General features: G+C 37.1%; 22 protein-coding genes. 18 read left to right on the top strand and 4 right to left on the bottom strand.

Annotation, left to right across the window (positions count from 1 at the left end):
- Window positions 1-50: 50 nt before the first annotated feature.
- The 5 genes from KFZ58_RS09310 to KFZ58_RS09330 all read left to right on the top strand — a co-directional run bounded on the left by KFZ58_RS09310 (window position 51) and on the right by KFZ58_RS09330 (window position 2,279).
- Entirely contained in the window at window positions 51-650 is a 600-nt protein-coding gene (locus KFZ58_RS09310; protein ID WP_235794520.1) for a TlpA family protein disulfide reductase, read from the top strand.
- Between the two features lie 56 nt (window positions 651-706).
- A complete protein-coding gene (locus KFZ58_RS09315) occupies window positions 707-853 on the top strand; it encodes an FbpB family small basic protein (protein ID WP_235794521.1) in 147 nt (48 codons plus the stop codon).
- 351 nt (window positions 854-1,204) lie between these two features.
- Complete coding sequence (tlp, locus tag KFZ58_RS09320; protein ID WP_235794522.1) at window positions 1,205-1,438, top strand: small acid-soluble spore protein Tlp; 234 nt, start codon at window positions 1,205-1,207, stop codon at window positions 1,436-1,438.
- A gap of 116 nt (window positions 1,439-1,554) precedes the next feature.
- Window positions 1,555-1,977, top strand: coding sequence for an acyl-CoA thioesterase (locus tag KFZ58_RS09325; RefSeq protein ID WP_235794523.1), 423 nt, complete (start codon window positions 1,555-1,557; stop codon window positions 1,975-1,977).
- A gap of 2 nt (window positions 1,978-1,979) precedes the next feature.
- Complete coding sequence (locus tag KFZ58_RS09330; protein WP_235794524.1) at window positions 1,980-2,279, top strand: hypothetical protein; 300 nt, start codon at window positions 1,980-1,982, stop codon at window positions 2,277-2,279.
- 37 nt (window positions 2,280-2,316) lie between these two features.
- Here KFZ58_RS09330 and KFZ58_RS09335 read toward each other — a convergent pair whose 3' ends face one another.
- The 4 genes from KFZ58_RS09335 to plsY form a co-directional block, all read right to left on the bottom strand.
- Window positions 2,317-2,613 carry a HesB/YadR/YfhF family protein gene (locus KFZ58_RS09335; RefSeq protein ID WP_235794525.1) on the bottom strand — a complete coding sequence of 99 codons (297 nt, stop codon included), beginning with the start codon at window positions 2,611-2,613 and terminating at the stop codon, window positions 2,317-2,319.
- A 39-nt stretch (window positions 2,614-2,652) separates the two neighbouring features.
- Window positions 2,653-2,883: a membrane protein insertion efficiency factor YidD gene (gene yidD, locus KFZ58_RS09340; RefSeq protein WP_235794526.1), complete on the bottom strand. Its 231-nt coding sequence runs from the start codon at window positions 2,881-2,883 to the stop codon at window positions 2,653-2,655.
- Window positions 2,884-2,897: 14 nt separating this feature from the next.
- Window positions 2,898-3,833, bottom strand: a complete 936-nt coding sequence (gene folE2, locus KFZ58_RS09345; RefSeq protein ID WP_235794527.1) for a GTP cyclohydrolase FolE2 — start codon at window positions 3,831-3,833, stop codon at window positions 2,898-2,900.
- 98 nt (window positions 3,834-3,931) lie between these two features.
- Window positions 3,932-4,513 (bottom strand): glycerol-3-phosphate 1-O-acyltransferase PlsY, encoded by a 582-nt coding sequence (gene plsY / locus KFZ58_RS09350; RefSeq protein ID WP_235794715.1) that lies wholly within the window; start codon window positions 4,511-4,513, stop codon window positions 3,932-3,934.
- 215 nt (window positions 4,514-4,728) lie between these two features.
- On the opposite strand from plsY, the gene KFZ58_RS09355 reads away from it, so the two are divergent.
- The 13 genes from KFZ58_RS09355 (at window position 4,729) to KFZ58_RS09415 (ending at window position 24,281) form a co-directional block, all read left to right on the top strand.
- The gene (locus KFZ58_RS09355; RefSeq protein ID WP_235794528.1) at window positions 4,729-5,796 is read left to right on the top strand and encodes an ABC transporter ATP-binding protein; all 1,068 of its coding nucleotides are present in this window, start codon (window positions 4,729-4,731) and stop codon (window positions 5,794-5,796) included.
- Window positions 5,793-7,313: an ABC transporter permease/substrate-binding protein gene (locus KFZ58_RS09360; protein ID WP_235794529.1), complete on the top strand. Its 1,521-nt coding sequence runs from the start codon at window positions 5,793-5,795 to the stop codon at window positions 7,311-7,313. The genes KFZ58_RS09355 and KFZ58_RS09360 overlap by 4 nt, the downstream gene beginning before the upstream one ends.
- A 22-nt stretch (window positions 7,314-7,335) precedes the next feature.
- Window positions 7,336-7,755: a CoA-binding protein gene (locus tag KFZ58_RS09365; RefSeq protein ID WP_235794530.1), complete on the top strand. Its 420-nt coding sequence runs from the start codon at window positions 7,336-7,338 to the stop codon at window positions 7,753-7,755.
- Window positions 7,756-7,927: 172 nt separating this feature from the next.
- Window positions 7,928-9,919 (top strand): DNA topoisomerase IV subunit B, encoded by a 1,992-nt coding sequence (gene parE / locus KFZ58_RS09370; protein WP_370642479.1) that lies wholly within the window; start codon window positions 7,928-7,930, stop codon window positions 9,917-9,919.
- A gap of 11 nt (window positions 9,920-9,930) precedes the next feature.
- The gene (parC, locus tag KFZ58_RS09375) at window positions 9,931-12,381 is read left to right on the top strand and encodes a DNA topoisomerase IV subunit A (protein WP_235794532.1); all 2,451 of its coding nucleotides are present in this window, start codon (window positions 9,931-9,933) and stop codon (window positions 12,379-12,381) included.
- A gap of 151 nt (window positions 12,382-12,532) precedes the next feature.
- Window positions 12,533-13,675, top strand: a complete 1,143-nt coding sequence (locus KFZ58_RS09380) for an acyl-CoA dehydrogenase family protein (RefSeq protein WP_235794533.1) — start codon at window positions 12,533-12,535, stop codon at window positions 13,673-13,675.
- A gap of 28 nt (window positions 13,676-13,703) precedes the next feature.
- Window positions 13,704-15,059: an acetyl-CoA carboxylase biotin carboxylase subunit gene (locus KFZ58_RS09385; RefSeq protein ID WP_235794534.1), complete on the top strand. Its 1,356-nt coding sequence runs from the start codon at window positions 13,704-13,706 to the stop codon at window positions 15,057-15,059.
- A gap of 13 nt (window positions 15,060-15,072) precedes the next feature.
- Window positions 15,073-15,288, top strand: coding sequence for an acetyl-CoA carboxylase biotin carboxyl carrier protein subunit (locus tag KFZ58_RS09390; protein ID WP_235794535.1), 216 nt, complete (start codon window positions 15,073-15,075; stop codon window positions 15,286-15,288).
- 42 nt (window positions 15,289-15,330) lie between these two features.
- Window positions 15,331-16,110, top strand: a complete 780-nt coding sequence (locus tag KFZ58_RS09395) for an enoyl-CoA hydratase (protein ID WP_235794536.1) — start codon at window positions 15,331-15,333, stop codon at window positions 16,108-16,110.
- A 17-nt stretch (window positions 16,111-16,127) separates the two neighbouring features.
- On the top strand, window positions 16,128-17,657 hold the full coding sequence (locus tag KFZ58_RS09400; RefSeq protein ID WP_235794537.1) for an acyl-CoA carboxylase subunit beta: 1,530 nt from the start codon (window positions 16,128-16,130) through the stop codon (window positions 17,655-17,657).
- A gap of 206 nt (window positions 17,658-17,863) precedes the next feature.
- Window positions 17,864-21,487 (top strand): dynamin family protein, encoded by a 3,624-nt coding sequence (locus KFZ58_RS09405; RefSeq protein ID WP_235794538.1) that lies wholly within the window; start codon window positions 17,864-17,866, stop codon window positions 21,485-21,487.
- Window positions 21,488-22,351, top strand: a complete 864-nt coding sequence (locus KFZ58_RS09410) for a 5'-3' exonuclease (protein ID WP_235794539.1) — start codon at window positions 21,488-21,490, stop codon at window positions 22,349-22,351.
- A 412-nt stretch (window positions 22,352-22,763) separates the two neighbouring features.
- Window positions 22,764-24,281, top strand: a complete 1,518-nt coding sequence (locus KFZ58_RS09415; RefSeq protein ID WP_235794540.1) for an FAD-dependent oxidoreductase — start codon at window positions 22,764-22,766, stop codon at window positions 24,279-24,281.
- The last annotated feature ends 82 nt before the right edge of the window (window positions 24,282-24,363 follow it).

Raw genomic sequence — 24,363 nt, forward strand, 5'->3', positions numbered from 1 at the left:
AGATCGTTATTTTATGGATATTAGATAAGCGGAGGGGGAAAGTCAAACTCATGTATAAAAAAATACTTGGTACTGTTGGTATTCTGGCATTAGCTGGAATCGTATTATTCAATTTCGTACAACAAAATAACGAAACACAAACGGAAAATACCCCTAATGAATATAATGTTAGCGGGGATACAAATGCAGAAGGCACCGCGATAGTCCCTCCTGAAAGTACTGGGATTGAGCCAGGAGAACCTGCTCCGGAATTTGAAATGGAAACCCTTGATGGAGAGAAAATAGCACTTTCTGAATTACAAGGAAAAAAAGTTATTCTAAATTTTTGGGCAACATGGTGTCCTCCTTGTCGTGAAGAAATGCCGGAAATGCAAGAATTTCATGAGGAATATGGTGATGAAGTAGAAATCCTTGCTGTTAATTTAACAGATACCGAAACTAGGAAACAAGATGTTGTTGACTATATCAATGAATATGGTTATACCTATACAATCCCCCTTGACACCGATTCAGCTGTGAGTGATGAATATAGGGCTATCACTGTTCCAACTACTTACTTTATAGGTACAGATGGGACCATTCAAGCACCAAGAAAGGTTGGGCCGATGACATATGATTTTATGGAGGAAACAATAAATTCCATCAATTAAATGTTATAATATTTGAATATAGTGGCAATACTTCTGTCTAAAAGGAGTGAGCTGCTATGTCTTTAAAGAAAAGACTTGCATTTGATGAACTAGTCCGGGAAAATCGCCAACAAATTTTGAAGGATCATTTATTAATGGAAAAAATTGAGGAAAATTTGGAAAAGAAAATGCATCAATCCGTAAAACAAAAAGAACCATCATAATTTGAAGCCATTTTCTGTGCATTTTTATGAAACACACAGAAAATGGCCTTTTTCTTGAAAGGCAAACTTTTCATGTATAGTAATGTTATTTCATGAAAAAATAATAGTGTGTGTTAAAAAAGGGATGATAAAAAGGACCGACCGATTAAGTTCGCGACCTCCTGCCGCAACACCGGCACTAGCACGTCCTGTGCCGCGAAAGTTCGAGGCAGCGTAGCTCCCGAGTACCGGAACGTATGTAGTTAATACGTGAGGAACGAAAAAAGCAAGCAAACGAAGAAATTCGAAGTGTCACTTTATCGGACTTTTTGAACATCCTCTAATAGCTTTTTAAGAGAAAGGAGAATCATGATGACAGATAAAAATAATCAGCCTAAACCGGATGATCGTAGTGATAATGTAGAGAAACTTCAAGGTATGGTCCAAGATACAATCCAAAATTTGGAAGAGGCCCATGACACAATGGAATTTTCCTCCGGAGAAGATAAGGAGAAAATAAAAGCTAAAAATGCGCGTCGTGAGGAAGCAATTGAAGGCATGCGTGAAGAGATCAAAGATGAATATAATGATAATCAACAAAAATAGCTAATGGCCCCAATTCCTTGAGATTTGGGGTTTTTTACTGGTTATGCTAAAATCCATTGTGTTAATTAAATTTATGATATGCTAGAAATTGGAATATAAGTAGAGGGGGAAACACATTGAATAAAATACGTACACCGATTGATGTAAGGTATCAGGAAACAGATCAGATGGGTGTTGTTTATCATGCTAATTATTTAGTGTGGTTTGAAATAGGGCGAACCAAATATATTGAAATGTTGGGATTTAATTATTCAGATATGGAGAAACATAATATTGTGTCACCCGTTACAGATGCACAAGTCTCTTTTAAAAAACCTATTCGATACGGGAGGCAGGCTGTAGTTGAGACATGGTTGGAAAAATATGATGGAATACGAACAGTATATGGCTATAATATAATGGATGAAGAAGAGAATATTGCGGTGAGCGGAACTACTCAGCATGTAATTGTGAAGAAAGAAAACTTTCGACCTTTATCACTTCGAAAGGCCTTCCCCGAATGGCATCAAGCTTACATACAGCAAATTGAAGGAGAATAATCATGGCATTTGGTGTGAAAAGAGAAGAATTAAATACATGGAAGAAAAATGTTGAGAACGGAAATATCGCTTTTTTAACACATTTTTGGATTGATGACCGATTTCCTGGTTGTACTACTGTTACAAAGGTCGGCTGTAGTGATATAGAAAAGTTAAAGGACTGGGGAAAACAATATGGACTTTTAGAAAAGTGGATCCATAAAGATGAGCGATACCCGCATTTTGATTTATTTGGCGAACATCAAAAGGATATATTGCAGCAGGAGAATAAGTGGGATCATATAGATAAATTTAAGTTATAAAGAAAAAGGCGTTGGGTTAAACAACGCCTTTTTTCTATTACTTTTTATCAATATAGTTAAACTTGGGTTCCATTATTTTTCGGTTTAAATTAATTTTTAGATCCTTCTCTTCAAAATACCAGGCATCTTTTTTCTCTATAAAAAAAATAATATTTTCTACCTCTTCAGATGTGTGTACATCCTCTGGTTCATCTTTTGTAATACCTAATGAGAATCCTGGAACATTGCCACCAATGCCACCGTATCTTACATAGAATCGTAACTGCGAAGAATCTTTTATGTCCAATTCTTTCTTATACCATTTGGCAACTTCTTTACTTATTTGTAATTTCAATGAAGTCAGCTCCTTATAGCGTCAAATGCCATTTTCCATCTAGGATTGTTTACCCTTTTTTTCGGGAACTAAATCAACACCACCTGGATGAAAAGGATGACACTTACTAATCCTTTTTATTGTTAAACACCCACCCTTAATAGCACCAAAACGGTGAAAAGCTTCAAGTCCATATTCAGAGCATGTGGGATAAAAACGACAAGATGGGGGCTTAAAAGGACTAATTGCTTTACGATAAAATTTAATTAATCCTATAAAAATATATTTCATACGAATTACCCTTTTCAGCTAAATTCCGTATTGCGTTTATCATAACTGACTGAAGCAATTGCATCATGCAAATGGATTGATTCTTCGTTCCGGCATGAAACGTTAAATTTAGTTACAAAAGGCATTTCATATAAATCTGCAGCTACAAGACGAGCCATATCTTCAACGAAACGCGGGTTCTCATAGGCTTGTTCTGTTACCATTTTCTCATCAGGTCTTTTTAAGACTGGATGTAGCCTGGCACTAGCGTTACTTTCAGCCGCTTCCAAAAGGTTTTCTTTCCAATCAAGGCTTGTCTCGTCAAAGTCTTCTGTTAGCGAAATTTCCATTGTAATTTCACCGCGTTGATTATGTGCACTATATTCACTTATTTCCTTGGAACATGGACATAACGTTGTAATTAAACCTGATAGCGATGCACTAATTGTATGCCCTTTTTCTTTATCATAAGCAACATAAATGACAGCATTTGCATGATTCATCCCAGTTAGGCCGGACTCTGGTGCTTTTCTTTCAAAAAACCAAGGAAATGCTACTTTTATCATAGCGTCATTTTGATCCAGTCGTTCAGCTAATTCACTAGTAAATTTTTTAAGTGTAGCTAAATCTACAGAAAGACCTTGTTCATGATAACTATTTAACTGCTGTGTGAAGCGGCTCATATTAGTCCCTTTACTCGTGTTTTTTAAGCTTGAGGTAAATTCTATTGTTCCAATACTCGTTTGCGTAGTTGGTTTTAAATTACTAAATACAGTAATGGGATGTTTTACATTTGCTATTCCAACAGCGTCAAGATCAAAAAGAAAATCTTTTTTTGTGTTCTGTAAATCTGCCATTTTACTTTTTTCGACAGGTTTTGATTTTGGAAGTGGCTCTACAGAACCGAATAATTTATGACGCTCAGCTTTATTTGGTAATTGTTTTATTGGGAATGTTGTAGTTTTGTCCATAACATAACATCCTTTCTAATTATGACTAAATACAAGTATACTAAAAAATACCGACTCTATTCAATTTATTGGTTTGCCGAGACTAGTTAAGATCGTGTTTACATCCAGGTGATTTTCGGCTCGGTCTTATTCTTGATTCGCTTGATATTCTCCGTATGTCTATAAAAAACAAATGCCGTTAATAAAGCAGTTACAATAGTAAGTCCAATTTCTTGAAATATGATGGAAGCAATCACAGCAACAACCCCTGTAACTATAGAAGAAAGGGAAACATATTTCGATAAATAAAGTGTCAAAAGAAAGCTTGTAATCATGATTATAAATAATAATGGGTTAATCCCCAAAATTATACCACCAGATGTCGCTACCGCTTTTCCGCCTTTAAACTTAGCAAAAATGGGATATGTGTGCCCAACAACAGCAAATAAACCAATAGCCAATCGGTATACATCCCCGTCAAATAACAAAGGAACTAATGTAGCAGCAGTTCCTTTTAATATATCTGCTGAAATAACGATACTACCCGCCTTAAAACCTAATACCCTAAATGTATTTGTTGCTCCCATATTTCCGCTGCCATGTTCCCGTATGTCCATATTATACCCAATCTTGCCGACAATAAGTGCAGAAGGTATAGAACCTAATAAATATGCTATAATACCAAATAATAAATATTCCATCATCCATCCTACTCTCTTTGTAATATAGAAAAAGGGTTATGTTCTTTATTTTAGCATGAAGTGATGTTTGAAAGAACCTTAAATCGAATTATATGCTACATTTTCGATAAATATAAACGAAAATTATGTTTTTGACTTACTTGAAAAGGGTAATTAAAGATGGAAGTATGTTAATTTTATTGATTTTAAATTCAGGAAAAAGGAAGAATGATTATATGATAGAGTTTAAAAATGTAGATAAAGCATACGCCGATGGGACGCGTGCTTTAAAAGACTTTTCCTTAAAGGTAAATAGCGGAGAAATCGTAACACTGATAGGACCAAGCGGCTGTGGAAAAACAACAAGTTTGAAAATGATAAATCGCCTTATTGAACCTACCGCTGGAATGATATACATAAATGATAAAGATATAAATGATTATAACATTCATGAATTACGCTGGAATATTGGCTACGTTCTGCAGGAAATTGCCTTGTTCCCTCACATGACTATTGCCGAGAATATTTCAGTAGTTCCGGAAATGAAGAAATGGAAGCGCAACGAAATACGATCCCGAAGTGAAGAACTATTGGATATGGTTGGACTCGATCCTTCTACATACAAGCATAGAATGCCGCGGGAGCTATCCGGTGGTCAGCAGCAGCGTGTAGGGGTAATACGAGCCTTGGCTGCAGATCCTGACATTATTTTAATGGACGAGCCTTTTAGTGCATTGGATCCTATAAGCAGAGAGCAATTACAACAGGATATTCGGCAATTACAAGAAGAAATTAAGAAAACCATTGTCTTTGTTACACATGATATGGACGAAGCAATGGCTTTAGGTGATAAGGTTTGTCTGATGAGGGACGGTGAAGCGGTACAAGTTGACACACCTCAACAATTGATTTTGCAGCCTAAGACCCAATTCGTAAAAGATTTTATTGGGGAGCGAAAATCGCCATGGCAAACTGCTGTAGATGTAATTGCAGATCAATCGCAGATACATTTTATTTCACAAGAAGAATTTGATAATGGAAATTACTCCAAAACAGGCATGTACATTATAGTTGATGAAAACAACACGTATGTCGGGGCAGTCAATGATGGAGATTTAATAGAGGCAACTACACTAAATAATGATATACCCCTTTTTAAAGCTACAGAGATAATAGAGTTAAAGGATCAGCCATTATTTCCTGTTTTAAAAGACCAAAGAATTGTTGGAGTTATCAATTATAAGGATATTGTTTCCTTTTTAAAAAGGAAAACAAGGACTGAAAACGGGGTGATTCGTTCATGAGTGAATTTATTTCCGTATTTCAAGAAAGGCAGGATATGTTGCTGGAGGTAATTTGGGAACATTTACAAATATCACTTATATCATTGGTTATTGCCGTTATTATTGCAGTCCCCTTAGGCTTAATTTTAACAAGATACCCACGTGTAGCTGAGCCGGTAATAGGCTTATCAGCAGTCATGCAAACAATACCAAGTCTAGCGGTATTAGCTTTTTTAATTCCCTTTTTCGGGATTGGCACAACACCTGCAATTGTTGCACTCACTATATACGGCCTTCTACCCATTTTAAGAAATACGTATACAGGGATTAAAGAAGTTAACCCAGCTTTAAAAGAAGCAGCAACAGGTATGGGCATGAATTCAGTAAAAAGGTTAACCAAAGTTGAATTACCGATTGCAATGCCTGTGATGATGGCAGGTATTCGGACTTCGATGGTTCTAATTGTTGGGACGACCACAATAGCAGCTCTTATTGGGGCTGGCGGTTTAGGTGAGTTAATCCTGTTAGGGATTGATCGAGGCGCTGATGTTAATCTCATATTACTTGGAGCCATACCTGCAGCATTACTAGCGATTGCACTTGATTTTATTTTACGGGGATTTGAACGTATTTCAAAAAAGGCTGGATTTAAATCGTTTATTGCTATGTTAGTAATTGCTGTCCTTATCGTTACCACGCCGTTTTTCATTAACACCTCCAAAACTGCGGATTTAGTAATCGGAGGAAAATTGGGATCTGAACCTGCAATTTTAATAAATATGTACAAGCTATTAATTGAAGAAGAAACAGATTTAGAAGTGGAACTGGAACCCGGGCTTGGAAAAACAGCCTTCGTATTTACTGCATTGCAAGAGGGAAGTATTGATATATTCCCTGAATTCACCGGGACAGCTATTGTTACCCATTTAGAAGAAGAGCCGCAAAGTAACGATGCGCAAGAAGTATATGAACAAGCAAAACAGGGAATGAAAGAAGAATATAACATGGAATTTCTGCAACCTATGGAATTTAATAATACGTATACTGTCGCTACGACACAGGAAATCGCAGAAGAACACAATTTAGAAGAGATTGGCGACATAAAAAAAATAGAAGATGAAATTACGGCAGGCTTTACATTGGAATTTAGGGATAGATATGATGGATATGTTGGTATGCAGGATGTTTATAATCTTGACATAGCCAATATCAGTACAATGGATCCTGGTATACGGCAGGACGCCTTAGCTAATGGAGAAGTAGACATCATTGACGCTTACGCTACAGACAGTTATATGGTAGAATTGGACTTAGTAACATTAGACGATCCTGAAAATCTGTTCCCGCCATATCAAGGAGCCCCACTTCTTAGATCGGAAACATTGAATGATCATCCGGAATTAGAAGGGGTATTAAATCAACTTGGTGGTAAAATAACAGATGAGGAGATGCGCGAAATGAATTATGAAGTTGATTATGAAGACAGATCTCCAAGTGAAGTAGCAAGAGAATTCCTACAAAGTGAAGGCTTACTTTAAAACGAAAAGAGGGCGTGAAAATATGTCTTGGGAAAATCCGGAAAACGAAACAATGAAGAAAGTATTAGAATCAGCGAAAACAATTGCAGTTGTAGGACTTTCTGATAATCCTGACAGAACATCATATCAAATATCAAAAATAATGCAGGAAAAAGGATACAGGATCATCCCGGTTAATCCAACTGTTGAAGAAGTACTGGGAGAAGAGGCTTATTCGAAGCTAACAGATATACCTGAAAAAGTGGATATTATAAATGTTTTCAGAAGACCGGAACATTTGCCTGCTATTGCGAAAGAAGCCGCCCAAACGGATTGCCGCGTATTTTGGGCACAACAAGGCATCGTAAACGAAGAGGCTTATAATTATTTGAAAGAACGAGATTTCATCGTAATGATGGATTTATGTATCAAAGTAGTACACAGTGTTCTAGTGCAGAAATAACCTGAGAAAGGAAAGGATGACTGAAAACGTCATCCTTTCTCTTATTACAAAAAAAAATGCAAGTGGAATTTAATTATAGTATACTTATTATCGGATTTAGGTTAGTATAAGTTAACTATACAATCATTTTACATTAAAAAACATTTGTTCTATTATATGATATAGTATACCTATGATATTTCTTATTAGGGGGAAAGGAGTCGAAGGTGATTTGGCTAATCCAACACAATATACAGATGATTCCATCCAAGTTTTAGAAGGACTTGATGCTGTTAGAAAAAGGCCCGGAATGTATATAGGCAGTACTGATATACGGGGTCTGCATCATTTAGTATTTGAGATTGTTGATAATGCCGTAGACGAGGCATTGGCAGGTTACGGAAATTTTATTAAGGTACAGATACATAATGACAATAGTATCTCTATTGAAGATAGCGGGCGAGGGGTCCCAACAGGCATGCACCGTTCTGGTAAGCCAACAATCGAAGTGATTTTCACCGTTCTTCACGCTGGAGGTAAGTTTGGACAAGGTGGCTACAAAACGAGTGGGGGGTTACATGGTGTCGGCGGTTCTGTTGTAAATGCATTGTCTGAATGGCTTGAGGTGACAATCTTCCGCGAAGGATATACGTATGAACAACGGTTTGAAAATGGCGGCAAACCAGTTGGATCACTTAAGAAAAAAGGCCCTACAAAGAAGACTGGTACCATTATTCATTTTAAGCCAGATCCAACGATTTTATCTGCGGTTGATTTTGACTTTGAAACATTATCAGAGAGGTTACGGGAATCAGCCTTTTTATTAAAAGGTTTAGAGATTCAATTAATTGATAGTCGAACAGATGAAGAAGAAACATATCAATATCCTGATGGGCTTAAATCATTTGTGGATTACTTAAATGAAGAAAAAGATACCTTACATCAGGTGGTTTCGTTTGAAGGGAATCAGCAGGGATTCGAAGTCGACTTTGCTTTTCAATTTAATGACGGGTATGCGGAAAGTATGCTTTCCTTTGTAAACCATGTTCGTACAAAGGATGGAGGAACGCATGAATCCGGAGCTAGAACGGCAATTACAAGAACATTTAATGATTACGCAAGAAAAGTCGCTTTATTGAAAGAGAAAGACAAGAATTTAGAAGGAACTGATATACGCGAAGGGTTAACAGCCATTATTTCTATTCGTATTCCTGAAGAAAAGCTGCAATTCGAAGGTCAAACGAAAGGGAAACTTGGTACAACGGAAGCGAGATCAATCGTGGATGCTGTTGTATCCGAAAAACTTTCCTATTTTCTGGAAGAGAATCCTGACATTTCCGGATCGTTAATAAAAAAATCAATGAAAGCGAAAGAGGCTCGTGAAGCAGCACGTAAAGCTCGTGAAGATGCAAGAACAGGCAAGAAAAAACGCAAAAAGGACACGCTTTTAAGCGGAAAGCTTACACCGGCACAATCCAGAAATGCGAAAAAAAATGAACTCTATTTAGTAGAAGGGGATTCTGCAGGGGGTTCTGCAAAGCAAGGTAGGGATAGAAAATTTCAAGCCATTCTTCCTTTGCGCGGAAAAGTTATTAACACAGAAAAAGCCAACCTTCAGGATGTTTTTAAAAATGAGGAAATATCCACTATCATTCATACAATAGGCGCAGGAGTGGGGGGCGACTTTGATTTAGAGGATGTCCAATACGATAAAATTATAATTATGACAGATGCTGATACCGACGGCGCTCATATTCAAGTCTTATTATTAACGTTCTTCTACCGCTATATGCGTTCACTTGTCGAAGCAGGTAAAATTTTCATCGCTCTTCCTCCTCTATTTAAAATTTCTAAAGGCAAGGGAAAAAATGAGAAAACGGTTTACACATGGGATGAGGAAAAGATGAAAGAAGCAACAAAGGAATTTAAGAATGGTTATATCATTCAGCGCTATAAAGGGCTAGGTGAAATGAATGCGGATCAGCTTTGGGAAACGACCATGAATCCCGAAAGTCGTACACTGATTCGTGTTACAATAGAAGACCTTGCCAGAGCGGAAAGAAGAGTAACCACATTAATGGGCGATAAAGTAGAACCAAGAAGAAAGTGGATCGAAAGCAATGTTGAATTTGATATGGATGAAGATGCCAACATATTAGAAAACGAGAAAATTCATACGGATTAAGGGGGGTTGGTTTGGCACAGCCTGAAAAATTTATGGACCTTCCATTAGAAGAAGTTATTGGGGACAGGTTTGGAAGATACAGTAAATACATTATTCAAGATAGAGCATTACCGGACGCGAGGGATGGTCTAAAACCTGTTCAGCGCAGAATCTTATATGCGATGCATGAAGAAAAAAATACACATGATAAACACTTTCGAAAGTCTGCCAAAACGGTTGGCACAGTTATTGGTAATTACCATCCACACGGTGATTCTTCCGTTTATGAAGCGATGGTCCGCCTGAGCCAAGATTGGAAGATTAGAAACGTATTAATTGAGATGCATGGAAACAATGGAAGTATTGACGGGGATTCAGCAGCAGCTATGCGGTATACGGAAGCGCGGCTTGGGCGTATTGCTTCAGAACTGTTGAAAGATATTGATAAAGAAACAGTTGATTTCTTTCCTAATTTTGACGAAACAAGCGAAGAACCAGTTGTATTACCTGCTAAATTCCCCAATTTGTTGGTTAATGGATCAACAGGAATCTCTGCAGGATATGCAACGGATATCCCCCCACACAATTTAGCTGAAGTAATCGATGCAGTTATTATGAAGATGGATAAACCCGATGTTACTGTTGATGACTTGATGGAAGTAATTCAAGGACCTGATTTTCCTACAGGTGGCATTATTCAGGGTGTGGATGGAATAAAGAAAGCCTATGAAACTGGTCGTGGCAAAGTGATAAATCGAAGCAGGGCGAAAGTTGAAGAAGTACGCGGGAACCGTCAGCAAATCGTTATTGAAGAAGTGCCTTATGAAGTAAATAAAGCAACTATGGTTAAAAAAATTGATGAGCTTCGAATTGATCGTAAAGTAGAAGGAATTGCCGAAGTTCGGGATGAAACCGATCGAACAGGTCTGCAAATTGTTATTGAATTGAAAAAAGATGCAGATAGTGAAGGTGTTTTAAATTATTTATATAAAAACACTGATTTGCAGGTAACATATAATTTCAATTTAGTGGCTATAAAGGATAAGACACCTACATTATTGTCTTTACCACAAATACTTGATGCATATATTAACCATCAGAAGGAAGTTGTAACAAGGCAGACAACGTTTGATTTAAAAAAAGCAAAAAACCGTTCTCATATTGTAGAAGGACTGATTAAGGCCATCTCCATATTGGATGAACTGATCGTTACAATTCGTGAATCTAAAGATAAACAAGACGCCAAAAAGCGGATTATAGCTAAATATGATTTTACCGAAGCACAGGCAGAAGCTATTGTCATGCTGCAACTATACCGTTTAACAAATACAGATATTACATTGCTTGAAAAAGAAGCTGAAGAATTACGAAACAAAATAACAGAACTGGAAGCTATTTTGGCAAGTGAAAAAAGACTTTATCAAACAATCAAAAAAGATTTAAAGCAAATCAAGAAAACATTTTCGGATAAACGAAGAACAAGTATTGAAGATAAAATCGAGGAGTTAACGTTTAATATTGAAGTGACCGTTGCAAGTGAAGATGTGCTTGTTTCGATTACAAGAGATGGATATCTCAAACGAACTAGTTTGAGATCCTACGGAGCATCAAATGGTGACGACATGGCCATTAAAGATAAGGATCACCTAGTAGGACTGATGGAGTTAAATACGACAGATAAAATATTGCTTTTCACAAGCAAAGGACATTACATACTCCTCCCAGTACACCACTTATCGGATATACGTTGGAAGGATATTGGTCAGCATATATCGAATATTGTTTCGATAGCAAAAGATGAGCATATTATTCAGTGTATTCCTGTTCGTGAATTTGAAGAAGGTAACACCCTCATTTTCTTTACTAAAAACGGTATGATAAAACGAAGCGAATTTAAACTATATGATGCCCAAAGATATGCAAAAGCATTAATCGCGTTAAACCTCAAGAAAGATGATGAGCTTGTCAATGTTTACCAAACAAATGGTCAGTCAGATGTATTTCTTGTTTCAAATAAAGGATATGGCTTATGGTACAACGAATCAGAAGTTTCACTTGTTGGTCAGCGAGCTGCGGGCGTTAAAGCAATGCAATTAAAAGATGATGAATATGTTGTAAGCGGACAGGTGCTTGATGCGTCTCAAGATCCTTCAATAGTTGTTCTGACACAACGCGGAGCATGCAAACGGATGAAGCTGAAGGAATTCGAAAAGACTAGCCGAGCTAAACGAGGTCAAGCCTTGTTAAAAGAATTAAAGAAAAAGCCACATCGAGTCAAAGGTTTTTTCATTGTAGAAGAAAAAGACACATTATATTTTCAAACAACAAATGGGGAAACCCACAGCATTTTCCCGCTTGAACTATCCACTAGTAGTAGAACTAGCAATGGCTCGTTTATTTTAGATGCGGATAATCAAGGCGAAGTAACAGAGGTCTGGAGGGAAGAAAAGTATCGAAAACCATTTGGTGAATCCATGGAATAAGCTACAGGCAGTATAAACTGCCTGGTTATACCATGATTTTCTTTGCTATGGGCATGAAAAATACTTCCTGTTTTCTGAAGAATATGATAAGGTAGAAGCAATCAATGAGACCAACCAATTGGTCTTACCGCTAAAATACAGGGGGATGATCATGAATTTTGAATTAACAAAAGAACAACGTATGGTTAAAAAAATGGTTAAGGAATTTGCAGATGAGGTTATTCAACCAAGAGCGATTGAGATTGATAAAGAAGCTAAATTCCCTGTCGATACCTTCGATCAAATGGGTGAGCTGGGGTTATTAGGAATCCCATTTCCAGAAGAATATGGTGGATCCGGTGGTGATACACTTTCCTATATATTAGCAGTTGAGGAAATTGGCCGTGTATGTGGAAGCACCGGTTTAAGCTATGCTGCGGCAGTTTCTCTCGGGGCAAGCCCAATTTATGCTTTTGGAACTGATGAACAGAAGGAAAAATTTCTAACACCATTAGCTGAAGGAAAAGCTTTAGGTTCGTTTGGATTAACCGAACCGAATGCCGGATCAGATGCTGGTGGTACACAAACAACTGCTGTGGAAGATGGAGAAGACTATATTATTAATGGAGAAAAATCCTTTATTACGAATGCGAGTTTTGCAAAGACTGTAATCGTTACGGCTGTTACAGGGAAGAATGAAAAAGGCAAAAACATTATTTCAGCTATTATTGTTCCGACAGATACAGAAGGCATGACCATTACAAGTAATTACGACAAAATGGGCGTTCGTGGATCAGATACAGCAGAGATTGTGCTTGAAAATGTACGCGTTTCCAAAAAAAATCTTCTCGGGGATTCCCAAAAAGGATTTAATCAATTCCTGCATACATTGGATGGGGGGAGAATATCCATCGCAGCACTTGGACTTGGGATTGCTCAAGGGTCACTGGACAGGGCGTTAAGCTATGCAAAAGAAAGAACCCAGTTTAAAAAACCAATTTCCAGCTTCCAGGCAATACAATTTAAACTTGCCGACATGTCTATGGAAGTTGAACTCGCCAGAAATATAGTACATAAGGCAGCATGGTTAAAAGATAATGGGAAACCTTTTGGGAAAGAAGCAGCGTATGCAAAACTTTATGCAACGGAAACCGCTTTTCGTTCAGCAAATGAGGCTGTTCAAATTCACGGTGGATATGGATATATGCGTGAATATGAAGTGGAAAGATATTTACGTGATGCAAAGCTTTTGGAGATTGGAGAAGGTACGTCTGAGATTCAGCGTGTAGTTATTGCGAGACAACTAGGCTGCTAGAAATCTAAAACAATAGGGGAGAAGTTTTATGATTAAAAAAGTGCTTATAGCAAATCGCGGAGAAATTGCTGCAAGAATCATACGAGGATGTAAAAAGCTTGCTATTCAAACAGTTGCAGTATATTCAGAAGCAGATCAAAAAGCTTCACATGTTACGTTGGCTGATGAGAGTTATTTAATTGGTCCCTCACGTGTAAATGAAAGTTATTTAAATGTGGACAAAATAATGGCTGTTGCCAAAGAAGCCGCAGTTGATGCGATTCATCCCGGCTATGGCTTTTTAAGTGAAAGTGACACCTTTGCAAAGAGATGCAGGGCAGAAGGTATGATCTTTATTGGCCCCAAAGCTGATGTAATGAAAAAGATGGGAAGTAAGATTGCTGCAAGAAAAGCAATGCAGGAAGCTGGTGTACCAGTAGTACCTGGAACAGACGGAGGAGTAATATCTGTTGAGGAAGCGATAGAGGCAGCCCGGGAAATAGGCTATCCAATCATGTTAAAAGCTTCTGCCGGTGGTGGGGGAATAGGTATGCAAGTGGTACAATCTGATACGGAATTAATAAAAGCATATGAGAGTAATTCGAAGCGGGCATTATCATTTTTTGGTGATGGAGCTATGTTTGTAGAAAAAAAGTTAGAGAACGCTCGCCATATTGAAATTCAGCTTTTAGCAGATCATCATGGAAATGCTGTACATTTATTCGAACGGGAATGCTCTATTCAGCGGCGTAATCAAAAGGTGATTGAAGAGGCCCCCTCCCAATTTGTATCTGAAAGAACTCGTGACGCAATGGGGGATGCTGCTGTTAACGCTGCAAAAGCACTTGGTTATACAAGTGCGGGTACGATTGAATTTTTAGTAGATGAGAAGGAAAATTTCTATTTCCTTGAAATGAATACTAGAATCCAAGTTGAGCATCCGGTTACGGAAGAAATTACTGGATTAGATATCGTTGAAGAACAAATAAACATTGCTAATGGCGAAAAATTAAAATTAACCCAAGAGGATCTAACGATTGATGGACATGCGATAGAAGCACGCATTTATGCAGAAGATCCAGTTACATTCTTTCCATCACCAGGGAAAATAACGGAATTTAAAGTCCCTTCAGGAGATTTTATACGTAATGAAATTGCTGTGGGAAACAATGATGAAGTCACCCCGTTTTATGATCCGATGATTGGTAAGCTAATTGTTAAAGGTGCAAATAGAGAAGAAGCAATTTTGAAATTTAAAGATGCACTTAATAACTATAAAATTGAGGGAATTAAAACGAACATACCAATGTTATTAAAGGTCGCAGATAGTCCGCAATTTAAAGCTGGAAATACGACCACGTCGTTTGTACAGGATCACTATTTACCATTAGTAAAATCAAAATAGGGAGGAACTATTTATGCAGGAAGTTAAAGCGAGTATGGCAGGAAACGTTTGGAAAATTATGGTGAATGAGGGAGACAGTGTCGAAGAAGATCAAGATATTGTAATTTTAGAGTCTATGAAAATGGAAATTCCAATTACTGCAGAAGAAGCTGGAACAGTTAAGGAATTAAAGATAGCTGAAGGCGATTTTGTCAATGAGGATGATGTTATTGCGATTATAAGCGACTAATCGTCATTAGGGTGAGATATAGTCCGCGTGAGGAGGCTAACAATGGGGCTTGTAGATTTAAAAATAATTGAAGATCATATTGCGGTTATTACATTAAATAGACCGGAAGCTGCAAACGCCATGTCTAAGGCTTTACTCGATGAGCTTAATCAAACGATTAGTAAGGTAGAGCAGGACAAATCCGTTTACTGCACAATTATTACCGGCTCTAGCAAAAAGGCTTTCAGTGCTGGTGCAGATTTAAAAGAGCGTAGAGGAATGGCAGATGATCAAGTAATAGAAGCTGTACAGTATATAGGTAGTACGATTTCCGCTATTGAAAAGATGCGTATGCCTGTAATTGCTGCACTAAATGGGGTAGCTTTTGGTGGCGGGCTTGAACTGGCTTTAGCATGTGACCTTCGAATAGCTGCTGATCATGCAAAAGTGGGATTGACAGAAACGTCACTTGCAATTATTCCAGGAGCCGGTGGTACGCAGCGCCTGCCTCGCTTAATTGGTTTAGGGCAGGCAAAACGCTTAATTTATACCGCCAAACCCCTTCAGGCTGACGAAGCATTAACCATTGGATTAGTTGAAGAAGTTGTCCAAGCAGATGACTTGTTGAATGAGGCGATTCAGCTGGCAAAAACAATAGCAATGAATGGTCCGCTAGCGTTACGACAGGCTAAAATAGCGATTGACAAGGGTATGCAAACAGATGTTTCTACAGGTTTAGCATTAGAGCATTTAAGCTATAAAGAAACAATACCAACAAACGATCGAATAGAAGGCTTAGCAGCTTTTAAAGAAAAAAGAAAGCCTGAGTATAAAGGAAATTAGACGTAGGAGGTTACATAATGTCTGATGTAGAAGATCTGCAAAATAGGGTGGAGAACATAAAAAAAGGAGGCCATGAAAAATACCATCAAAAAAATGAAGAAAAAGGAAAACACTTTGTTCGAAAACGATTAGAATTATTATTTGATGCTGGTATCGATATAGAGGATGCTTTTTTTGCAAATAATATGGATGATTCACTTCCATCAGATGGTGTAGTTACAGGGATTGGAAAAATAAACGGGCAACATGTTTGTGTTATGGCAAATGACTCTACTGTAAAGGCTGGTTCTTGGGGAAAAAGAACAGTAGAAAAAATTATTCGTATCCAGGAAACAGCTGAAAAATTAGAAGTACCTATGTTATATTTAGTCGATTCAGCTGGAGCAAGAATTACAGACCAAATTGAAATGTTCCCGGGCCGTCGTGGTGCAGGCCGAATTTTCCATAACCAGATTAAACTATCAGGACGGGTGCCGCAAGTCTGTCTGTTATTTGGGCCATCTGCTGCAGGCGGAGCATATATCCCAGCATTTTGTGACATTGTTATTATGGTGGACGGCAATGCATCCATGTATCTTGGTTCACCTCGAATGGCGGAGAAAGTAATCGGGGAAAAAGTGAGTCTTGAAGAAATGGGTGGAGCAAAAATGCATGCTTCTATATCCGGTGTTGGTGATGTTTTGGTTAAATCGGAGGAAGAAGCTATCAAATACGCTCGCAATTATTTAAGTTATTTTCCCGCTAATTTCAGAAAAAGAGCAAGTGAGGCAGAAGCAAAGACAGCTAAATCTTTTGAGAAGTCAATCACTGATTTAATTCCAGAAAATCAAAATGCTGCTTTTAATATGTATGATTTGATTAAACGACTTATTGATGAGGATAGCTTTTGTGAAATTAAAAAGAAATTTGCACCAGAGTTAATTACCGGATTAGCAAGGATTAATGGGAAATCGGTTGGGATCATCGCTAATCAGCCACGTATGAAAGGTGGAGTTCTTTTTCCGGATTCCGCAGATAAAGCAGCAAAATTTATTCAGTTGTGTGACGCGTTTAACATTTCATTGCTATTCCTGGCAGATGTACCAGGGTTTATGATTGGTACAAAGGTAGAGCAGGCAGGGATTATTCGTCATGGAGCTAAAATGTTGGCAACAATGAGCGAGGCAACGGTTCCAAAAATTTCTGTTATTGTCAGAAAAGCTTATGGTGCAGGGTTATACGCAATGGCGGGCCCAGCCTTTGAGCCGGATTGTTGTATAGCTTTACCAAGTGCACAAATTGCGGTAATGGGGCCAGAAGCAGCAGTGAATGCTGTTTACGCAAATAAGATTGCAGAATTGCCGGAAGAAGAGCGCCCTGCTTTTATTAAGGAGAAACAGGATGAATATAAAGACAATATCGATATTTATCGCTTAGCATCTGAAATGGTAATTGATGCAGTCGTTGAGCCGGATAAATTGAGAGATGAATTGACACGCAGGTTCACGATATATGAAGCAAAAAACGTTTCTTTTACGGAGAGAAAGCATGGTGTATATCCAGTTTAATTGTTAAAGCTTTGGTATTTTATAATATCAAAGCTTTTTTATATCACAATGCTGTGAAATACATATAATAACGTAGACTGTATTATTTAATTCACAATAATATTATTATGTAAACTATAATTTAATAAGAAATAATGTAGAAAAATACGGTTTAATCTCGTATAATAGATCCTAGTAGGTATATGAGAAAGGACTTGAACAGCTAGATGCTAAATGTAATGCAAACACATGTCAGATTACAGCACATAGTAGCCCTTCATAAAGTTATGATTAACAACAACGATAAATTAAATGCTGCAAAAATGATGGATATTTATGAAAAAATTGAAAAAGGTGAACTAGCGATTAGTTTTGCTGGGCATTTTTCTGCTGGAAAATCATCGATGATAAACGCCCTTTTAGGGGAAGACATTTTACCGAAAAGTCCGATCCCAACGAGTGCCAATGTCGTTAAAATTAATTCTGGCGAAGGAGTAGCACGCGTATTTTTTAAACATAGTCAACCTGTCGAATATACGGAACCTTATGATATGGATCGGATTAAAGCATATTCCATGGAGAAGGATTCAATTGAGAAAATCGAAATAAGCACTGGAAAAAGGGTTGTTCCTGAAGACGCTGCAATCATAGACACACCGGGAATTGATGCTGCAAATGATGCTGATCGATTAATGACGGAGGCTTCATTACACCTTGTAGATGTATTATTTTATGTGATGGATTATAATCATGTCCAATCTGAGGTTAATTTACATTTTTTAAAGTCGTTGCAACAAAAGCGTATTCCATTTTACGTAATTATTAATCAAATTGATAAACATGATGAAGAAGAAATCCGATTTGAAGCATTTGCAGAAAGTATTAAACAAACGTTTGATCAGTGGGGGTTATTTCCGAAAAACATCTTTTATTCCTCATTAGTGTATTCCTCATCAAAATATAATCAGTTTGAAGAAATAAAACAGATACTTTTTTCAATGATGAGTAAGAATAAGGAAGCATTTTTAAATAATGATAATGCTGTTCAACAAATAATGAAGGATCACAAACATTTTTTGAAAACACAATATGATGATCTTATTGATGTTACAAATGAACCTGAAAATAATGTCGAGGAAATGGGTGCAATAGAAGCAAAACTAACGCAGTTGAAAAATGAATCGGCGAAATTGGAAAAAGATTTTCAACATGAATTACAAAATACATTAAATAATGCATACTTAATGCCTGCTAGTATTCGAGATAAAGCTAAAGTCTTTCTACAGTCACAGCAGAAAGATTTTAAAGTAGGTTTACTTGCTACTAAAAAGAAGACTGCTGAAGAAAAAAAGAAAAGATCGGATGCTTTTTTAGCATCATTGCAAGAAAACATAGAGGCATCTGTTCAGTGGAAACTTCAAGATAAATTTATACAATTGGTAAAAAGTTATGATATGAACGATCAGCAACTTCAAAAGTTTATTCAGGACTTGTCTATTACTTACACACATGAGGATCTTATGAGACTCATAAAATCCGGTGCAAAAGTAAATGGGGATTATATATTGAACTATACAAGTGATGTGGCTGCTGATATTAAACAACAATTTAGGAAAAGTGCACGCTCCCTGTGGGAATTCATTCATCAAGTCTTAACAAATAAAAATGAGGAAGTAATTTCAGCGTATGAGGAAAGGTTCACACAGTTACAGGAAGCGCAAGCATTGAAAATCGAACAGGACATGCTTCAAGCAGAATTAAAAGTGAAATACAGTCATATAGACAAACAGTTTCGTGCCCCTGATTGTGATGAAGAAGCCTGGCGCATCATTCAAAATGAGAGAAAATCTAAACAGAAACAACCTATTTCACGAATAGATACGCCAAAGCAGAATCAAAATATTACCGTTAATATGAACGACGAACCAGCAGAAGTAGAAACAAAAGTGAAAAGTATACAATCAATAGAGCCTGTTCTTGAGAGTGTTAGTGAGACACTAGAGGTAATCGGAGATCTGCCAGGATTTCAAACATTAATGAGTGACCTGAAAGACAAACAGCATCGGTTAACAAATCGCACGTATACCATTGCGCTTTTTGGTGCATTTAGTGCGGGTAAATCCTCTTTTGCGAATGCATTACTTGGGGAAAGTGTATTGCCAGTTTCACCAAATCCGACAACCGCCGCTGTAAATCGGATTTGCCCTATAACAAGCCGGAATAAGCATGGTACTGTAGACGTTAGGTTGAAGGATCGAGATGTGTTAAGGAAAGATATTTTATCAGTTACGAAGAATTTTTCTCCACCGGATATGGATGTTGAAGCATTATTGCAGTGGGTTCAAGATAAGGGTATTCATCAAAATCCCCAGTTAAATAAAATGTATCAATCGTATTTACAGGCATTGATTTCGGGTTTCCCTGAAAATAAGAACTCTATAGGAAAGACGGTTACAATTACGGTAAGTGAGTTCACGAAATATGTAACGGATGAAACAAAGGCATGTTATATTGAGTTAATCGATCTCTATTATGATTGCTCTTTAACTCGTCAGGGAATAACATTGGTTGATACGCCTGGCGCAGATTCTGTAAACGCCCGTCATACCAATGTAGCCTTTAACTATATCAAACATGCTGATGCAATTTTATATGTAACCTATTATAACCATGCGTTATCACGTGCGGATAAAGATTTTCTCATGCAATTGGGACGTGTGAAGGAAGCATTCCAGTTAGATAAAATGTTTTTTGTAGTGAATGCTGCTGATTTAGCAGTAGATGACGAGGAACTGACATTAGTTACACAGTATGTCCAGGAACAGTTGATTGAACTGGGCATTCGTTTGCCTAGAGTTTACCCGTTATCAAGCAAGCTGGCTTTAAAAAGTAAACAAAGCAAGCAGGATCTCAATGAACAGATGCAGCAATTTGAAGACAGTTTCTATCACTTCATTCATAATGATTTGAGCCTACTGACTGTAGAGGCTACGTTATGGGATATTAAACGTGTCTATCAAACACTAAAACATTATATGGAGTCATTGCATCTTGATCAAAAGGAAAAAAACAATCGGAAACACGATTTGTTATCAAAAAAAGATACATTCACACAAAAGCTCACAAAGCTTAACACAGACATTTATAAAGATCAGATAGCACAAAAAATAGAGAAGCAGTTGTTTTATGTACTCGAGAGGCTGGCCATCCGGTATCATGATATATTCAAAGAATCGTTTAATCCGACAACGATAACGGAATCAGGAAGAAAAGCCCAGTATCAGTTAAGAAATGCATTACAAAACTTAATTGATTATGTTGGTTTTGAGCTATTACAAGAGGTTCAAGCTGTTTCTTTAAGGGTGGAGGCGACCATTCAATCACATGTTGCTGAAGTATACGGTAAATTAGTTGACAGCAGCAAAGAAGTTGAAGAAACATTTAGTTTACCGAATTTTGACCAAGTAGAACTGGTAACGCCGCCCTATAAAAGAGCTCTTCAGGAAATAGTATTTTCAGAATTTGATAACGTATTTGCAATGTATAATGGAACAAAGGCTTTCTTTGTGAAAAATGAAAAGGCAGTAATGAAAGAACAGCTCTATACAGTACTGGAGCCATATGAAAAACAGTATATCGATGAAAACAAATTGATTATGAACAAAACGTATTTGGAGCAATGGGATAAAATAATCGAAAACATAAAACAAGAAGCAATAGAAAATATAGACGCGCAGATTAACAATTATTTAGAAATCATGGAATCATCGGTTGATATGGAACGTCTAACAGAAAAACTTCATGTTTTGGATCGCATAATAGATCAGCATGCTATAGGGGATGTGCAGTAATTGGAAAAACAAAAAATATTATTGGTTGATGGTATGGCTTTATTGTTTCGCGGATTCTTCGCAACGGCTTTTCGTGGAAACTTTATGAAGACCAGTAAAGGAATACCAACAAATGGGGTATATCAGTTTCTCCGGTATTTCTTAGATGCGACTGATACATTTCAGCCTACTCATATTATCTGTTGCTGGGATATGGGAAGTAAAACATTTCGCTCGGAGTTATATGATGGATATAAAGCAAACAGACAGGATCCACCGGAAGAACTGATTCCGCAATTTGATCTCGTTAAAGAAGTTGTCGAGGCGTTTAATATGCCTAATATCGGTCTTGAAAACTTTGAAGCGGATGATTGTATAGGTACATTAGCAAAAGCGTACGGAATGGATAATGACGTGATCATTCTGACCGGTGACCAAGATATCCTTCAACTTGTTGATAAAGGAATACGTGTTGCGATTATGAGAAAAGGACAGGGTAATTATGAAGTTTTTGATCACATGAACTTTTATGAAAAAAAGGGGATAACACCAAATCAAATCATTGATTTAAAGGGGTTAATGGGTGATACTTCAGACAATTATCCTGGAGTCAAAGGAATAGGTGAAAAAACAGCGCTGAAACTACTTCAAGAATATGAAACAATTGATCATTTACTTGAGAATATAGATAGACTGCCAAAAGGTGTTCAAACAAAAATAAATGCAAATATCGATATGCTTCACTTGTCAAGAAACCTTGCAGAAATAAAATGTGATGTTCCAATCACCTGTCAGTTGGATAGTGCATTATGGAAATACGATAGAACGAAGATTGAAGAGAAATTTGATGAGCTGGAATTTAAAAATCTGGCCAAATTATTATAATTTCCTTGATCACTGTGCTTTTTCAATCTATTATCGTTTGTAAATGTATTGAGATTATCATTTTTTCTTGTACAGACAAATATTATAACATTGTTGCAAAACCTTGCAGAGTACTGTTATATAACAGAAAGACAGGAGAGAGTACGTAGCCGATTTTGTAGATAAAACATTAAAATTATCGTTAAAATAACATTAAAAAATGCAGTTTAATAACTGCATTTTTTAATGTTATTTTGCATACACCCAGGTGTATATCTATATAGTATAGGGGTATACGGATATACAAGTAGGGGTATGTGTATATACCTTATCATCCTCCTGTTTTCAGTTTGAATAATTGGTTTACGCAACTCGTATAAGGGTATTTATAATTAAAAGAAATGAACTCACTATCTTGCAGGAGGTTATTTTCATGGAAAAACAGATTGATTCAACTTTACCTAAAGAAGTAAAATCATTTTGGAGACAAACAGAGAAAGCATTTAAATATAAAAAATTAGCAGAAAACACTGAAGTAGATGTTGCTATAGCCGGTGGTGGAATCGCAGGTGTCACTACAGCGTATTTATTGGCAAAAGAAGGGAAAAAAGTCGCTTTGCTGGAAGCGCGTGAGCTCTTAAGTGGAACGACAGGCTTTACAACAGCAAAAATTACTGCACAACATAATTTAATATACGATGAGTTAATCAATCGTTATGGTCAAGCGAACGCTAAATTGTATTATCAAGCCAATATGGAAGGGATCGGCTTAATAAAAGAGATAGCAAAACAACATAAGATAGATTGTGATTTGGAAGAACAGGACGCTTTTGTTTTTACAGAAAATAAACAAAATAGGAATAAACTGCTAAAAGAAGCAGAAGCGTATGAGAAATTAGGTATTGAAGGCGGATTTATTGAAGATTTACCACTCGATATAGATATTGAAGGTGCAGTAATGATGCGTAATCAAGCTCAGTTTCATCCTGTGAAATTTGTGAATGGGCTGCTGAAGGAAATCGAAAATATGGGTGGAGAAATATATGAACATACCAAAGTAATGGATATCGATAATAAAAATGAGATTACTTGCAAAACGGATACAGATTATACAGTTACATGTCATGACCTGGTTTTTGCTACTCATTTTCCTACACATGAATCTGATAAATTTTATTCTAAAAATTTAGATCCTGAAAATTCATATGCGTTAGCCGTTAAAGAAAACAAAGAGTTTCCAGACGGTATGTATATTAATACCGACACATCAAAGCGAACTTTTAGACGCATGAGTGCAGAAGGCGAAGATTATATTTTAGTTGGTGGAGAAAGTCACCCAACAGGTGACGGCTTATCAGTTGAGCAGCGATATAAAGAGCTTGCGGAATATGCAGAAAAAATCTTTGACGCAACGGATGTTGTTTATCGTTGGTCATCACACGACCTTATATCAACAGATAGATTACCATTCATCGGGAAGCTTAATCCGAAAGAAGATAACATATACAGCCTAACAGGTTTTAGTAAATGGGGCTTAGCCAATGCTACAGTTGGTGGTAGCCTAGTAAAAGATCTAATAGTAGGAAAAGATAATCCATATAAGAATTTATTTTCACCACAACGTGATATGAGTTTGATGGAACATGTGGAGCCAACCAAGGAAGCGGAAGAGAACTATGCTAAATCAGCGATCGTTCAAACGGCAGAAGAACTCAAAATCAATCAAGGAACAATTGTGGAGATAAAAGATGAAAATGTTGGAGCATATAAAGACAATGAGGGGAACATCCACTACCTTGATCTATCCTGTACACATCTAGGCTGTGGGGTTGAGTGGAATGATGGTGATAAGACATGGGATTGCCCTTGTCATGGATCGAGATTTAATGCTATTGGTGAAGTGATTGAAGGCCCAGCAGTAGAGGAATTAAAAAAGTTAGAGAATGAATGATAGAATGAAAAGGGAGGAAGTTAATAATTTAAGTTCCTCCTATTTTTTGCAGGTGGTAATTAGGGTATACTGTATGTGGAAC

Origin of the sequence: Virgibacillus sp. NKC19-16 (assembly GCF_021560035.1) — a bacterium.
GTDB classification, from domain to species: domain Bacteria; phylum Bacillota; class Bacilli; order Bacillales; family Amphibacillaceae; genus Virgibacillus_L; species Virgibacillus_L salidurans.